13 protein-coding genes and 1 pseudogene are annotated in these 15,704 nt (G+C 36.2%); 4 read left to right on the forward strand and 10 right to left on the reverse strand.

Annotation, left to right across the window (positions count from 1 at the left end):
• Window positions 1–465 precede the first annotated feature (465 nt).
• Window positions 466–1,254: a carbon-nitrogen family hydrolase gene (locus JFU50_RS26430; RefSeq protein WP_201224831.1), complete on the forward strand. Its 789-nt coding sequence runs from the start codon at window positions 466–468 to the stop codon at window positions 1,252–1,254.
• Window positions 1,255–1,492: 238 nt separating this feature from the next.
• On the opposite strand, the gene JFU50_RS26435 is transcribed toward JFU50_RS26430, so the two are convergent.
• Both JFU50_RS26435 and JFU50_RS26440 read right to left on the reverse strand, forming a co-directional pair.
• A complete protein-coding gene (locus JFU50_RS26435) occupies window positions 1,493–2,458 on the reverse strand; it encodes a S8 family peptidase (protein ID WP_242485277.1) in 966 nt (321 codons plus the stop codon).
• Between the two features lie 652 nt (window positions 2,459–3,110).
• A pseudogene (locus JFU50_RS26440) lies at window positions 3,111–4,519 on the reverse strand (FMN-binding glutamate synthase family protein).
• 221 nt (window positions 4,520–4,740) lie between these two features.
• On the opposite strand from JFU50_RS26440, the gene JFU50_RS26445 reads away from it, so the two are divergent.
• From JFU50_RS26445 to JFU50_RS26455, 3 genes are all read left to right on the forward strand, one after another.
• The gene (locus JFU50_RS26445; RefSeq protein WP_201224832.1) at window positions 4,741–5,487 is read left to right on the forward strand and encodes a YqjF family protein; all 747 of its coding nucleotides are present in this window, start codon (window positions 4,741–4,743) and stop codon (window positions 5,485–5,487) included.
• Window positions 5,488–5,869: 382 nt separating this feature from the next.
• Window positions 5,870–6,223 (forward strand): PadR family transcriptional regulator, encoded by a 354-nt coding sequence (locus JFU50_RS26450; protein WP_053348043.1) that lies wholly within the window; start codon window positions 5,870–5,872, stop codon window positions 6,221–6,223.
• A gap of 29 nt (window positions 6,224–6,252) precedes the next feature.
• Window positions 6,253–7,014 (forward strand): HAAS domain-containing protein, encoded by a 762-nt coding sequence (locus JFU50_RS26455; RefSeq protein WP_201224833.1) that lies wholly within the window; start codon window positions 6,253–6,255, stop codon window positions 7,012–7,014.
• Between the two features lie 308 nt (window positions 7,015–7,322).
• Here JFU50_RS26455 and JFU50_RS26460 read toward each other — a convergent pair whose 3' ends face one another.
• From JFU50_RS26460 to JFU50_RS26495, 8 genes are all read right to left on the reverse strand, one after another.
• Window positions 7,323–8,702, reverse strand: coding sequence for an LLM class flavin-dependent oxidoreductase (locus tag JFU50_RS26460; RefSeq protein WP_201224834.1), 1,380 nt, complete (start codon window positions 8,700–8,702; stop codon window positions 7,323–7,325).
• A 209-nt stretch (window positions 8,703–8,911) separates the two neighbouring features.
• Window positions 8,912–9,454 carry a thiol-disulfide oxidoreductase ResA gene (resA, locus tag JFU50_RS26465; RefSeq protein WP_201224835.1) on the reverse strand — a complete coding sequence of 181 codons (543 nt, stop codon included), beginning with the start codon at window positions 9,452–9,454 and terminating at the stop codon, window positions 8,912–8,914.
• A 19-nt stretch (window positions 9,455–9,473) separates the two neighbouring features.
• Complete coding sequence (locus JFU50_RS26470; protein ID WP_201224836.1) at window positions 9,474–9,854, reverse strand: hypothetical protein; 381 nt, start codon at window positions 9,852–9,854, stop codon at window positions 9,474–9,476.
• 136 nt (window positions 9,855–9,990) lie between these two features.
• Window positions 9,991–10,761 (reverse strand): ABC transporter permease, encoded by a 771-nt coding sequence (locus tag JFU50_RS26475; RefSeq protein ID WP_053345668.1) that lies wholly within the window; start codon window positions 10,759–10,761, stop codon window positions 9,991–9,993.
• Between the two features lie 13 nt (window positions 10,762–10,774).
• Window positions 10,775–11,842: an ABC transporter substrate-binding protein gene (locus tag JFU50_RS26480; RefSeq protein ID WP_201224837.1), complete on the reverse strand. Its 1,068-nt coding sequence runs from the start codon at window positions 11,840–11,842 to the stop codon at window positions 10,775–10,777.
• A gap of 32 nt (window positions 11,843–11,874) precedes the next feature.
• On the reverse strand, window positions 11,875–12,741 hold the full coding sequence (locus JFU50_RS26485; protein WP_201180941.1) for an ABC transporter ATP-binding protein: 867 nt from the start codon (window positions 12,739–12,741) through the stop codon (window positions 11,875–11,877).
• 299 nt (window positions 12,742–13,040) lie between these two features.
• Window positions 13,041–14,234 (reverse strand): acyl-CoA dehydrogenase family protein, encoded by a 1,194-nt coding sequence (locus JFU50_RS26490; protein WP_201224838.1) that lies wholly within the window; start codon window positions 14,232–14,234, stop codon window positions 13,041–13,043.
• Window positions 14,235–14,370: 136 nt separating this feature from the next.
• The gene (locus tag JFU50_RS26495; protein ID WP_201224839.1) at window positions 14,371–15,621 is read right to left on the reverse strand and encodes an acyl-CoA dehydrogenase family protein; all 1,251 of its coding nucleotides are present in this window, start codon (window positions 15,619–15,621) and stop codon (window positions 14,371–14,373) included.
• Between the last annotated feature and the right edge of the window lie 83 nt (window positions 15,622–15,704).

Consider the following 15,704-nt stretch of genomic DNA (forward strand, 5'->3'; position numbering starts at 1 on the left):
TGGATACCGGTTTAAAAAGCTCATTAAGTAAAACGTTCTAACATTATAATACGAACCACCCCTTAGCCTACAAAAGAGAGAAACTGCATCATAAATTGATCAAGATATATTTTAACTGCTTAATAAATGTAAAGAAGGATATGTATAACAATCTTATTACTTTAAATTGACTGAATTTTCATGTTTGTACTAATAGTTAGTGAATGAACAAGAAAAAGAATATATACTTGAAGACAGAGAACTTGTCGAAACCGCTAAAGTTAGAGTGTTCCATATCAGGTTGGATGAACTTGTGGGGAAATCTAGGAGCATTTGTATCACCGTTATTATGTGGATGGCTAACAGAAAATTTTAGTTGGCATATCACATTAGGAGTAACTGTAATCCCTGTGTTTTTGCAACTATTTTATGGTTGTTTGTGAAACCAGATACTTCATTATTAAATACTATTGAGGAGTGAATTATATGAATTATTTAGTATTTCAAATGGATTTAGAAGTTGGGAATCCAGAAGAGAATAGGAAAATCATTGAACGCTGGTTAGAAGCTAACTACAGTGATGATTTGGATGTTGTAGTACTTCCTGAAATGTGGTCTACGGGTTATGCGTTAGAAGAATTGAAAGAAATCTGCAAAGAGGATGGTAATCAATCAATTGAATTTTTACAATCACTGGGTAAGAGGTTTAATGTAAACTTGGTAGGTGGCTCGATTGCCGTATTAGACGGTAAAGGTATCTTTAATCGTGCGGTTATTGTAAATCGAATGGGTGAGATTGTTCACACATATGACAAGATGCACCTTGTTCCGATGTTAGATGAGCCAAAGTTTTTAACGGGAGGTCATAATCAAGTTAAAGTATTCGAACTTGAAGGTGTGAAGATGGGGATTATTATTTGTTACGATTTACGATTTCCTGAAATTATTCGTGACTTAGCATTACAAGGTATTCAAGTGTTACATATCGTAGCAGAATGGCCACTCGCAAGGGAAACACATTGGAATATATTACTTCGTGCGCGCGCAATTGAGAACCAAATGTATGTTGTTGCATCAAATGTGGCGGGAACAAAGTTAGGAGTGGAATTCGCAGGTTGCTCACAAATTGTAGATCCATGGGGAGACATTGTTCAGAAATTAGATCAGAAAGTGGGTGAATTAAAGGCCACTTTAGATTTAGAGAAAGTACCGCAAATAAGAAAAGAAGTCCCTATATTCGATTCCAGAGTACCAGAGAAGTATAGAAAGTTATAAAGTAGGAGCTACTTCAGAGTTCAATCTTTGAAGTAGCTTTTTAGGTTTAATAATAGTTCTAAACCACTTGTAACACCTAGAGTTTTATATTCATGGTAGTTCAATAAGCAAAAAATTTACATAAAAAAAAACCCTTAGTTACTCTCAGAGGGTTGGTTTGTATCTCTTTTTATTTGAGTTTCTAACCCAATATACATGAAATTAGGATCATATACTTACCTTTTCTCTATCTGTAAGGTTACCTAAACTCCCTTAAAGCCTTTTTTATATTTTCTAATTTCTGGTGATTTAGTTTCAGCATTCCATGCCCTTCTTGAGTCTTTGATTTGCCCAGCGAAACTGTATTATTTAAGAGTTCATTAAATTCTTCTACCTCTGTTAATTTACGGCCAAGTTTTGTTTCAAATTTATTTATCAAAAGCGCAACAGCCCCTGACACATGTGGTACAGCCATGGATGTACCTGATAAGACGGCAAATTGGTTACCAGGAAAGGTTGATACAATTTTCTCCCCTGGGGCCACTAAATCCACTTCACCATTAGAATTACTAAATCTAGATATACGTTCACGCAGGTTAACTGAGCCTACTGCCACAACTTCCTGGTATGCAGCTGGATAACTGTACTCGTTTGTTTCGGCATTTCCATCGCCTTCATTACCCGCGGCACACACGACCATTATATTAGATTGAACGGCGTTTATAATCGACGAATGTAAGGCCGGGTCATCATCCGGTCCCCCTAATGACATAGAGATAACCCGTACTTTTTCACCTTTAGGGCCTGTCCAATTGATAGCGTAATTAATAGCTGAAGTAATGCTTTCTGTTGTTCCTTCTCCTGATCCATTTAAAACCTTAAGTACCAGCAACTTCGCTTTAGGTGCTGCACCTACAACTCCAAAACCATTTTCTGCTGCTGCAATGGTTCCGCTGACATGAGTCCCATGTCCGTTATTATCGGCAAAGTTGAAAGGATCACCATAATAATCTTCCGTGAAATTATATCCTCCAATAATTTGACCAATTAAATCAGGGTGATCTGGTTGGCATCCTGAATCGATTACGGCTACTACTATGTTCTCACCCTTAAACCCTTCTCTCCAAATAGAGCGTGCACGAATCATTTTAATACCTCTTGGAACTTCCGAAGTGATTTCTGTTATTCCTTCTACTTGGAAGGGTACTAACTGAACATTTGGCAATTCTAGCCTCTCCCTTCATATTAACCCTAAAACGGGCGGAAGCATCGCCTTTTTTTGTCATGACAAATAAGGGAAACCACACTTAAAACCCGTTTGGGAAAGCTGAATCCAATAACATTGATTTCAGCCTTTCTTTATCCTATGAATGGAGACAAGCTTTTGCTATAAACCTTAGTCTAATTTGATATTTTAGTTTACTTAATCAAAAACCTATTAGTGAGATGAGGTAGATATATCACCGCTTACAATTACTTAATAAGATAGTTGAAAAAAAGAAATAAAATCTATAATCAGTCAGAACCTTAGTAAAAATAGTAATTACATGAACGACCTTATCGGAAAGAAAAAAAAGCTGCCTCCTCGGCAGCTTTTGGTGTTCCATTATAATAACCAACATAGATTTACCTTTATCATGCATATAAAAATATGGACAAGGTAAAGGTGGAATAATTGATGACTAAACAAACTCTTTTTTAAGAACTATGCTTTTTAAAGCCTTATGATTTACAAAGGTATTTGGATTTGCCAAAGGAATAATAAACTTAGCATCTCTGGATCCCTCTGCCCAAAAAGCTTATGAAACAAGTTGGTATAAATAATTCTGTTGCTATTTTTCGTAAATTTGCTAATAGGTACGTAGGCACGTATTCACTTATTTCTCTTGTTTGTCTTCCCAAGGTTCAAATGAAAATGGAATTCCAACCATTTTAGCAGTCAATTCATCATAGGAAACTAAATCTTTTTTTGACAACTCTTTTAAAGAGCGTTTCCCCATCGCTCTTAATGCGATTTTCATTTCTTCTATACTTGCTGTAAAGAATTTCTCTGCTGCTTTTACTCCATCTTCTATCTTAAATTGATCCTTGAATTTACCTTGATTCCAAACAACTTGTGTAGGTGGTTCAAAGGGAAGAGACTTCAATGCTTGATTATGGGAGACAGCAAATAATATAGCAGATCCTACATAAACAGCATCAGCACCGAGGGCAAGTACTTTTAAAAAGTGCCCAGGTACTAATAGCCCTCCTGAGACAATTAAACTAATTTGTCCCTTCATTTTTCTCTTTTCTAAATGATTAACAGCCCGGACAACTGCATGCAATGTTGGTATTCCCATGTCATCGGATAAAATCGGTGGTGCACCATGTGTGGTCGCTTGGCCGCCGTCAATCGTTATGAAATCAACACCAAGTTCAATTAAATGATCTATATCTTCTTCAATTTTCCCCCTGCCCCCATTTTTACACCAATGGGAACACCACCAGTTATACTCCGAAGTTCGTTAACGAGTTTTTTAATATCTTTCAATGTTTGATTTTCAAAAAAATGTTCAAAAATGACTCCATCCTCATTTTCTTTTAGCCCCATCACTTCACGAGCCCGACCTGTTAAATTTTTGGGTGAAATTTTCCCACCCATCCCAAATAATGCTCCTTGTCCGAACTTAATTTCAATCATGTCGGCACGCTTAATAAGATCTTCTTCCTTTGACCATTCTGTTTTTGAAAATTGTAAAATATATTTTCCTGCTTTATCTAATTCTTCAGGTATTACTCCGCCTTCTCCGGAATTAATCGCGGTTCCTACATTTTTTGCTGCTTCCGCCAAAGAAAGCCTCGTTTGTTCACTAAGTGCGATACCATAGGCCATCCCTGTAATCATAAGAGGAATTTTTATTTTCATTGGTTTTTTTGCTTTTGGTCCAATGGTTACCTTGACATCAACGTCTTCTTCACCATCAATAGGAAACGGTGTCGTTTGTGCAGGGATAAAGGTAATTGGATCCAAATGTGGCCATTTTTTTGAAGAGCCAAGCGGGCGATGCAGTAAGTCGCCTGTTTCTGCACGCAAGCTATTTTCAAGCATATTTTGAACGCCCATATGCCTTAGGCCTGGCATCAACTCCATAATATTTTCTTGATAGCTGTCGGTTAAAATGATTTTTCCCATCTTCTTAACTATACGTTTCATAATCCAACGCCAACCAACTAGCATAAATAAAAATAGGACAAATATTATTGCAATCATAACAAAAGATAAATAGGATAGAATGTTCGACATATTCACTTCTCCACATTCAATTTAATTAAACGGTTCAATATTGTTGTTATTTCCGAAAAAAGGTAAATTGTGTTTTTTATAATGATATCACTCACCGCTTTGTAGGGGGTAAGTCACGAGCAATTGAAAAATACCTGTAGTTTTAAAAGCTACACCAAATGATTTTCTGAATTTTTTGTCCCCTAAGCTAAGTTAATATAAAGATAAAGGAGATACTTTTCATGAACTTACTAGATGATAACGCTCACCGTCCGTGGCCAATACCTTCAAAAAAATGGATTATGCGACAACCTTGGAGAAATCTCTTGTTTTCCCATTGGCCTATTCCAGCTGAAACACTGAGACCACATATTCCTCCACATTTAGAAATTGACACCTTTGATGGATATGCCTGGTTGGGAGTTATTCTTTTCGTTATGGAGGGAATTTATCCTCGTGGATTGTCATCTGTATCACTAACCCCTAAATTTTCAGAAATCAATGTAAGAACGTATGTTCAATGTGATGGTAAACCCGGTATCTTTTTCATGTCTCTTGACGTCGAGGACTGGGCCTCCTATACAATAGCCAAGAAATGGTTTCGTTTGCCCTATTATTCTGCACAAATTTCTTTTGAAAAAAAAGGACAAACCTTTCATTGTCAAAGTATTCGTAAAGGAAAAACAAATACTCCAATTAGATTTAATGTAAAATACACTCCTTTACCAGAAGTTTTTTTTCCTAAAAAAGGAACTTTAGAACATTGGCTCACTGAGCGATATTGCTTGTATAGTACGGATAATGGAGTCAATATCTATTGCGGAGAAATACACCATCGTCCTTGGCCGTTACAAACAGTAGAGGCAGAGATATGTAGGAATACACTTTTTACTCCCTTTAATTTTGACCTTACTGAAGTCAAACCAATTTTTCATTTCTCTAAAGGTGTTGATACACTTATATGGAATATTAAGAAAACACGGTACTAGTGTAAAAAGATTTCTTAGTACTATTCATTTCTTTCGAATTCGGGGATTAAGAAATTTCAATTAACTTCAATGCAAAAGATCCCCTCACATCTAATATTTACGTACCTAGTGAATCACTTTCAGGTAATCCTGTTTCTTAATGAGTACAATGCGGATAATTAATTATTTTTCAAAAAAAATTTTGGTTATATCAGACGACAATATCATTGTTGAGTATCCCTTAATGGTCGTTTCGATACTACCTTATAAACCACTTATAAAATAACCCTTAGCGTGTAAGTAATTTTGTAACTCACCGCAATTCACATAAAAATAATTAAATATTATCTTGCATTACAAGGTATTCATCTTCATAATAATTATATACCTTGTATTGCAAGACATGGAGAGAGGTGACATTCATTTGACCACTACACAGATGATGAAAGGGATATTGGACGGGTGTTTATTGGCAATCATCAAAGATAAAGAAGTATATGGATATGAGTTAGCTGAAAAATTAGAGGGATATGGATTTAATTCATTTAGTGAGGGAACCATTTACCCTTTATTGATGCGTATGCAAAAAGAAGAACTGGTAACATCTACATTAAAAAAATCAACTGCTGGGCCTAAAAGAAAATATTATTCCCTGACCCGAAAAGGAGAACAGGAATTAATAAACTTTATGGAACGATGGGAATATTTGAAGGGCAATGTCAATCGGGTTTTAAACCATGAAGCAAAAAATGATTAGTTTAAATAATCCAAAAAGGGGATGAAGAGTTGAAAAGTACAGCTGTAAATCTATCTTCTAAAAGCAAATCTTTCTTAGAGGATCTTCGAGTTTATTTATTTTCCAGTGGAAAGAATTCAGATGGAATTGAAAGTATTGTGGAAGAATTAGAGGTTCATCTTATGGAAGCAGAGAAAAAAGGGAAGTCAATCGACAACATTATTGGCCAATCACCTAAAGAATACATGGATCAGATATCAAACGAGATGACTACTGATTACCGATCTTGGTTTAAATATATCGTCATTATCATTTTTGGTGCTTTTTCTTTCACAATTATTAATGATTTATTCAAAGGAAACCTTTCCTATTCACTACTGGAATTAATCGGTCATGTATGTATTGCTGCGATTTTCATATTGGGCATTTTTAGTGCGTTTAAGTATGTTTCTGCAAATAATATTTCCAGAGGAAAAGAATTTGCAATTTATTATGTACTTGGGATGCTTCCGCTTGGTCTGTATATTGGCTTGATTTTCTTTAATAGAAATATTGAAACACCTGTGATTCAATTTGGGACTACGTGGACGAATATTACAGCAATTATTACTTTTGTTTTTCTTATTGCAATCTCGTGGTGGGCTAGATCATGGGTCGTCATTATTATTTTAGCACTTTTAACATTACCGGATTATTTGCTAAGTCAATTTGCACTTCATGGTGACTCCCAATTAATAGTAGGTACACTTATTAGTTTTGGAGGCATTGCTGTTTATCTTTTTATTACTAGTAAAATAAGCAAATTTGATTAACAGCAGGTTCAATATTTATATATCTGCTCTGATTTGGGAGTAATAAATGGCGTATCAATGTAAGGTTTCATCGCCTACTTACTCAAGGTTTTTTTGTGCCACCTTTTTAAACTCATGTCAATGTTCACAATAATGTTGTTAACATGAATAAATAGGATTCCAAAAAAAACAGCATAATAACAATTGCTATAAAATCAAAAAAGGTATGAGGTGATTGCCCTCATACCTTTTTCAGACAATAAATTAATATTATCTATTTATTTATGCGTCATCCGGTTGAGCAATATTGTCATCTGAAAATTCCTTAATTACTGTTGAATACCTTCTTTAGAGGCAAAAGCACCTCTATATCGTGCAGCAGGGTGACGCTCGCTGAGACGATTTACTCCAAAAAGCTTATGACGAAGTGTAGCTGGTTCACCGTTCTCAGCACGAGCTAAACCACGCTGGCGAAGAACAGGCATTACTTGATCGATAAACTCTTCATAAGACCCTGGAATGGTTGCATTTATTACATTGATTCCATCGACGCCTGCATTGCTCCACAGCTCAAGCTGGTCAGCAATTGTTTCAGGAGTTCCTACGATACGTGTCGTTCTACTACGCATTTGGGCAATGTCTTTAACATTAGGCGTACGTCCTGGTGTGCTTTGCTTTAACCATTCGAATGTGCTTCTTATTCCCTCAGTTTCGATATTTTCAAGCGGTGTATCAAGCCCAACGTTTCCTAGGTCAACCCCCATACCCCCTGCCATATGAGCGATCATCATATCGAAATCAACCTTATTATCTAGTTCAAATTCTTTACGCCGAGCATCTTCTTCGGTCTCCCCAACGACGAAAGACAACCCTTGATAAAAGTGAATATCATTACCATCCCGACCATTTTGAATAGCTAGACGTCGAGTATCATTGATTAGCTTACGAGCATTTTCAGGATCAGGGGCTACAATAAAGACAGCCTCAGCATTTCGAGCAGCAAAGTCTCGGCCGGCAGGCGATGATCCTGCTTGAAACAACACTGGCGTTCGCTGTGGTGATGGTGAAACAAGATGCGGACCTTCGACTTTATAGCGCTCACCAACATGGTTTATTTTATGAACCTTTGCTGGAGCTGCATGAATTCCACTCTCTCGATCTTGTAATAGCGCTCCCTCATCCCATGAACCTTCCCAAAGTTTATACAATACATCTACATATTCATCTGCCCACTTGTATCGCTCATCATGTGGGACAAGTTCATCGTAACCAAAGTTTCGAAAAGCATTTTCCAACGAACTAGTAACCATATTCCAAGCAATACGCCCCTTAGAGATATGATCGAGCGTTGAAACTCGGCGAGCAAAATTAAAGGGAGGTTCCTGCAGTGGAGCTGCAGTAAAAGCTAATCCTAGATGTTTTGTATTCACTGCAAGAGCGGACATTAATACTATTGGGTCATTACTGGGTATTTGCAAACCGGTTTCAACATGAAAATCCCAACCGCCACGGTGGTCACCGTACAAACCGATTACGTCTGCGAAAAAAATGGCATCAAAACCACCCTCCTCAAGCCTCTTAGCCAAAGATACCCAAAGATCTACATCGTTAAAGTTCAACTGATGACCTTCTTCATCACGCCACATTCCGTGAGTGATGTGAGATGCTGTATTCATAACAAAAGCAGAAAATGATAGGGGTTTAGTCATGTTATTTCGTCTCCATTCTATGAAATAAATTCATTTTTTTATTTTCAAAACGCCCTTTTATATTTGAAATCTATAATTCTGGGACTTTTTCTCTTTTGTTACCCACTACTATCTAATTATTCAAATTATTTATTCGTTTTTTACAATTTCATTTTTCACAAGCCATAAAAACACGTGTTTGGTTTGCATCAATACAATCTCTCTAGTCATTAATTCGGAATAATGCTTTCTACATAACTACGAACCTTCTTTTCTGTCAGTTCTCCAGAAATGGTTTGAGTAATCTCACCATCTTCATTAATTAAATATGTAACGGGGAGATTATTAACCTTATATTGCTCAATAGCTTCCCCAGTCCGATCAAGTAAAATGGAAAAACTCAATTTTTTTTCTAAGACAAATGGACTGACTATGATTCTAGGTTCTTGCGCATTTACAGCTAGAATTTCAATTCCCTTATCTTCATATTCTTGATAGACGTTATTCAAATAAGGCATCTCCTTTTCACACGGTGGACAATAGGTCGCCCAAAAATTAAGTATCACACCTTTTCCACGATAATCCGAAAGTTTTACTTCATTACCCTTTAAATCTTGCAAAGTAAAATCAGGAGCAAGATTACTTTGATCTATAGTTACTGCTTCTTTTTTAATAATTAAATTCGTGTAAATTGTATAACCAAGTCCTAACACTAAAATCGCAGTCACTAAACTTTTTATAAAGAAGTTCACTGGCTTTTTTTCTATACTCATTAGAATGACCTGGCCCCTCTCAATTACTTACCTGGAAAGATAGTTCCGGCATTTCATGCAAAGTTTTATAGCTAACATGTGCAATCACTTTTTTCTGTCCTTGATCAAAAAACTTTGTTTCTAACAAATACCTTCCATCTCCCTTATTTTTAGGAAAGACCGATCCAATTGATATTCCATTTTCAATAATTTCAAATTGAACCTCAGCCTCTTTGCTAACATTTTCGGTCCCATATTTCACTTCTGCAGTAAAAGCGACAGCTTCATTGATCTTAATTTTTTTAGGATTACTTTCCAATAATACCTTCAATGATTTCGGTTGCTCTAATTGTTGTTTATTACCTGAATCGGAACATCCTATTAACAAAAAAATTGATAGTATAAATATTATCGATTTCACAAAATAGCTCCTTTATCAAAAGTAAATTCTCTTCTATAATCTTCTAAATTTAAAATTGCAGAGAGAACCTCATCATCATTCTTTTAACTACACTTCTTAGTCTTCTTCGTTTCCTCTTAGAATTTTTTCTTTTCTCTTAATTGGCCTCATTTTTCAAGTTTGTCCAAAAAAGAATACGTTTTTTGATTTTTTCAAAAGTAAACATAACCAATAAGATAACGATACTATTAAAAATTAATCCAGCTAAAACATAATCATATTGAGTAAAATCAGTGTAGAACTGGATAAAGTAGCCCATCCCCGATTTAGCTCCAAACATTTCTGCGGTCATTAATATTAGAAAAGATAAATTAAGTGCTGTTCCTGTACCACTTAATATAAATGGCGAACTTGCTGGAATGATTACTTTTAAAATCAAATCTTTCTGCTGTAACCCGATTGTTTTTGCATTATCCCAAAAATGATTATCAACCAATAACACACCTTGAATCGTGCCTAGAAAAATAGGCCAAAAAGCTGCAAGGAACAGAATGAAAATAGACGCTAATTCAAATGTTGGTAACAACGCAATAGCATATGGAATAAATAATGTTAAAGGCAGTGGGCTAAAAGCATTAAAAAATGGTGTTAAGATTTTCCTTGATTTTGGATGAAGTCCAAAGAACAGTCCCCCTCCAATTCCTAGTATTAGAGCTAGCACAAAACTTGGGACTAATAATTTCATAGAACTTACAAATCCTTGAAATAGTTCAATTAATGCTTTAAAGAATGCCATAACAACTATTTCTGGAGATGGGAAGATAATTGGGCTTAACCATCCCGTGAAATTTGTTATATAAAACCATAAGGCGAGTAAAGCAATTGTAATTATCGTTGTATATATATAGATAGAAAAAAACTTTTTCATCATATTCTCCTTATCATTTGAAGTCTAAGTTTTGCTCATTATATCTTTGTAATACTTGTTTATAATATTCATCATTTGGATTCCCTTTAATCAGCTCATCTAATGCTTCTTCATACATAGAAAGATCGAAGTGATTTTCTAGATTAATAGTTTCTACGTCTGAAATATACCCAATATCTTGCATTTTTTTCCATGTGTTAATAACTTCCCTTTTGTTTGGGTCTGCAGAATTGATTAAATGTTTCTCATTAACTATTTCGTTCACTCTTTCTTCAGGTAATTGTTTAAAAGTAGGTTTCGAGGCTTCTAAATTTTTCTTTGGATTTTCTAATTTTACACGTTCTGCCTTTATTAGCCCTTTCATGAATTTCTTATAAGCAACTGCCTTATCACCAGTTATATTGCCTCTTACGGTAACTCGGCAGCAAAGATCATTTGGACTTAGATCATTACTCCAAAAAATAGGGGTTAATCCTAATGCCTCCGTTTTTGTCATATGCCCTGTATTGGAAAGTCCAACATCTACTTTTCCAGAATTAACAGCTTCAAGTACATCTGCCACACTTTTTACTTCTACAAATTCAACATCTTTATGAATATCAATTCCAGCATCATCTAGCGCTGACTTAAAGACAACATCAAGTGTTCCTAAACGAATAGTCGCAATTTTCTTTCCCTTGAAATCTTCTAATGTTTTATATTTACTTGCATTTTCTTTTTTTGTGACAACCGGCTGTCCACCTTCCATATGACCTCCAACAAATTTAAAATCTGCACCTTGGGCAATATAGTTTAAAGGTGTTGCTGTACCAAATGTTAATGCAATATCTATTTTGTCAGCTTGTAAAGCGTCCAATCCCCCACTAGTAAAGGAAACCATTTCTACCTCTAAATTTTCATCCTCAAAAAACCCTTCAGCTCTAGCAATATCTGCTAGAGGAGCTCCATATAATTGACCATATCCAACCTTTAATTTATATGTTTTCTCTTGCGTAGATGCTTTTTCTTCATCACCATTGCAAGCTACTAACGTTAAAGCAAAGAACATCACAATACCGAATAACCACTTTCGCTTTCTCACGCAACCATCCTCCTAATCATTTTTAATATTATTTATATTCCTTCTCCTGCTGAACGGATTTCATGACCTTGTTCTAATTTTTCAAAGATTCCTTTGTTCATAATGTCTAAAATATAATTTCTTAATTCAATAAACTCTAAACTCTCTATTAACTTTTTACGATTTCTCGGCTTAGGAAAAGGTACATTAATAGTCTCAACAAGACTTCCAGGTGGTCCAGGTGAAAATATCACAATTCGATCCGCTAAAATAATAGCCTCTTCAGCATCATGTGTAACAAATGCGATAGTACGCTGCTGTTCATAATTTACTTGGAGAATCAGATCTTGTAGCTGAATTCTTGTTACTGGATCTAAGGCACCAAAAGGCTCATCCATGAACATTAAATCTGATCCTAAAGATAGCGCCCTCGCAATTGCTGCACGCTGCCTCATCCCACCTGACATTTCTCCTGGATATTTTTTAAACGCATGACCTAACTGGACTAATAGAAGATAACTTTGGGCTAAGTGCTCCAATTCCTGTTTTGTTTTTGATTTTTTTAATTTCTGCTTTAAAGCAAGAATTATATTTTCTTCTGCCGTTAGCCAAGGGAACAAAGAATAATCCTGAAATACAACTGCACTATCTGGTAAGGATTTTGCTATTGAATGTCCGTTGACAAGTATTTCACCCTTCTTTGGTTGAGCTAACCCTGTTAATAAGCGAAGAAGAGTACTTTTTCCAGAACCACTAGGACCCATAAATACGACAAATTCCCCTTCTTTAATCGTTAGATCTATATTTTTTAGAATTTCTACACCGTCATAATCAAAAGCAATTGACTTAGCTTCAATTTTATTTCGTACATTGACTATTTCTTCTTTCACTGTATAAACTCGATCAAGGACTTTTGCCATTATCGCTCCTCCAATTCTTTAGATAATTATTACAAATCAAATGTTGTTCATCTGGCCATTAATAAATGGTTTTATGTTGGTATAAAGCATTCATCCGCCAAACTATTTGCATATTTGGGGAAGAAAATAAACAAAAACCAGAGACGAATTCCGTATTTAGAAACTGTCTCTGGTTATCCAGTAAACAAAATATTAAATTCCAAATTTAGTAGTTGTTAAAAACATCAAGAAATAAATCTATCCATATAGCAGATTTTTCTACTATTAGAATACATATTCTTTCTACCTAATTTTTTAATTTATTTTCCATCCCCCCACAGCTCAAGTGGTAAATTAACTAACTCCCTACCTATTTGTTCGCGGGCCAAATTATTTGAAGGAGCCATCGGGATTCCGCCTCTAGCATCGCGGTAAATTCGTTCAAAAACCCCCTCGATGTAACCAAAACCACCTGCTACGTCCATTGCAACCCGAGCTGCAGAATCTGCTAATTCTGTGGATTGAACTTTAAGTTCTGTTACCTCAGTATTAAGTTGAGTTAAAGGTTGGTTGGTCTCAAGTAACTCATCATAATGTCTAGCTAAATCAAGTTGCCAAGCTCTTAGTCCTGTAATTTGAATTTTAATCTCAGCCAATTTTTGACGAATTACTTGATATTCTGCTAGGCTTTTGTTGAAACCTTTATGAATCGTTTTTGTGACATGTGCTACCGCGGCATCTAGAGCACCTTGCGCCACACCAAGCCATACTGCGCTTAAACCGAGGACAGTACCGGTGCCATTCAATATATCTCCGCTAGCAGCGTTCAATAAATCACGATGGCTTACTTTCACATTTTTAAACGTAAGTGGTCCACTATGATTTCCGCGTACACCTAATGCTTTCCAAGGTTTTGCTCTTATCCCTTCATCATGACCATTCACAATAAAAAAACTATGATCACTCGGGTCGTCACTATTTGCGGTACGGGTTTGAACGACATAAAAGTCCGCTTGTCCTCCACTTGTAGTAAATGACTTCTCAGCATTTAGAATAAAATCTTCACCGTCTCGTTCTGCCTGACTTAAGTTATACCAAACATGCCCCCCAGTAGCTTTTTCACTTACTGAAAAAGTACCGATAGCACCTTCACGAATAGGCAATAACCACCGATCTTTTTGATTATCATTACCAAAAATATTAATTACTTGAGCTGCACCAACATGCATCGCATATACAAGACCTGTAGACGCATCTACCCTGCCAATTTCTTCTGCCACAACGGACAAACCTACATAACCTAGGTTTAAGCCCCCCCATCTCTCAGGAATCGTTACCGAAGTCCAGCCTTCTTTTGCTAGGGCCTGTAAATTCCCTCGTGGAAACATGCCTTCTCTATCAATCATATCTGCATTTGGTTTAATTACTTTTTCAACAATCGGTCTAATCTTTTCTCTAATTTCCTGGATGTACGCTCTTGAATTTATATTTTTTTCTAATGCTGCATTGCTCATTTTTATATCCTCCAACTTTTTGTTTATAGATAGAAAACTCACAATTATAGACTTATCTATATCAAACTCTATATGATAATGAATACAAGGAGAAAACTTTTAGTAGATCGCTTAATGTCCATAGCAACCCATCTACTTAAAAGTAAATTTGCTTCAGCGGAAGCTTAGTACCGTTCACAACGTAATTACCTATAGCACGTGCTTTGTAGACAGTTGGATTATGAGAAGCTATGGTACGGATATTACGCCAGTGACGATCGAGATTCGCTGACTTTCTCGTTGCAGATGCTCCTCCCACTTCAAAAAGTAACGTAGAAGCTTGCAATGCAAGATCGTCCACAATAACCTTAGCCTGAGCCGCCCGAAGTGAAGCATCATGACTTAAATCATAGTCAATCACGCCGTCGACCGCTGAATTCACAGCAATGTCCAGTGCATCTACAGCAGCGAGAACAATCGCTTCGGACGCGAACGCACTACTTGAGAGCTGTCCAACAACCTGTTGTAGTTGCGGGTCTGCAGATGCAGTGTCTGCAGCAGCAAAACTAAATGTTCGAGTTCGTTTATGAACCAAAGCTGATGCGTCTGCCACTACATTACGCAATATGCCTGAAATAACCGCATGGAGATAAAGCTGTAAATATGAATTGAATGGCGTCCTGTCATCACGGATTACAGTCACTTCACCTTTATTGACGAAAACATTGTTTAAATGTGTCGTGCCACTCCCAGTCAATCTTTGTCCGATTCCATCCCAATCGTCTTTTATTATGACACCTTCACGATCAGTTGGGATGATCACGGATACAGGTATTCCATCTAAGGTAGATGCCGTAACAAATACCCAGTCAGCATACATGGTACCTGTACTAAAGTACTTCGTGCCGTTCAATCGGTAACCCTCACCTTCAGGGGACAAAGTTGTTTCAAAGGCCAAATGCCCCACATTTTTCGATGAAAGCTCAGTAAAAGCATTGCCAATGATTACTCCATCTGCTATTCTTTGTAACCACGTATCACGTTGTTCACTTGCAGGATTTCGAAGTAATTCATCCACATTGGAAAAATGAGAACGAAGGCTATGCGCGATATCTGGATCGGCTTCAGCTAATCGAATGATGACATGGAAAAGTTCACGAATACTAGCACCGCCACCCCCTAGTTCAACCGGTAAACGAAGAGCACCAAGTCGGGTTCGTCGGATTAAATCGATTGCATAATAAGGGCGTGCTTCGCTACCAGAACTCCGACGGTTCTCAGCATCTATTGCAATATCTGTAATCAATTGATCTAATTCAGCAGAGCCAACTTTTACTGGTTCAGTAAAAGTTAGTGAAGTTAAACGATCTTTGTTAACACCTAAATTTAATTGTTTTTGATTAGACATTTTTTAAATAACTCCTTTAATTATATTTTAAATACAATTATTCACATCATATTAGTCGTATTTATTTATAAAAAAATAATTAA

Source organism: Peribacillus sp. TH14, assembly GCF_016651145.1.
Classification (GTDB): Bacteria; Bacillota; Bacilli; order Bacillales; family DSM-1321; genus Peribacillus; species Peribacillus butanolivorans.

Bases quoted from the DNA above. Each gene is read 5' to 3' on its own strand.
- JFU50_RS26445 (WP_201224832.1), top strand. From the start codon at position 4,741: ATGAACTTACTAGATGATAACGCTCACCGTCCGTGGCCAATACCTTCA.
- resA (WP_201224835.1), bottom strand. From the start codon at position 9,454: ATGAGTATAGAAAAAAAGCCAGTGAACTTCTTTATAAAAAGTTTAGTG.
- JFU50_RS26485 (WP_201180941.1), bottom strand. From the start codon at position 12,741: ATGGCAAAAGTCCTTGATCGAGTTTATACAGTGAAAGAAGAAATAGTC.
- JFU50_RS26430 (WP_201224831.1), top strand. From the start codon at position 466: ATGAATTATTTAGTATTTCAAATGGATTTAGAAGTTGGGAATCCAGAA.
- JFU50_RS26450 (WP_053348043.1), top strand. From the start codon at position 5,870: ATGGAGAGAGGTGACATTCATTTGACCACTACACAGATGATGAAAGGG.
- JFU50_RS26495 (WP_201224839.1), bottom strand. From the start codon at position 15,621: ATGTCTAATCAAAAACAATTAAATTTAGGTGTTAACAAAGATCGTTTA.
- JFU50_RS26475 (WP_053345668.1), bottom strand. From the start codon at position 10,761: ATGAAAAAGTTTTTTTCTATCTATATATATACAACGATAATTACAATT.
- JFU50_RS26460 (WP_201224834.1), bottom strand. From the start codon at position 8,702: ATGACTAAACCCCTATCATTTTCTGCTTTTGTTATGAATACAGCATCT.
- JFU50_RS26490 (WP_201224838.1), bottom strand. From the start codon at position 14,234: ATGAGCAATGCAGCATTAGAAAAAAATATAAATTCAAGAGCGTACATC.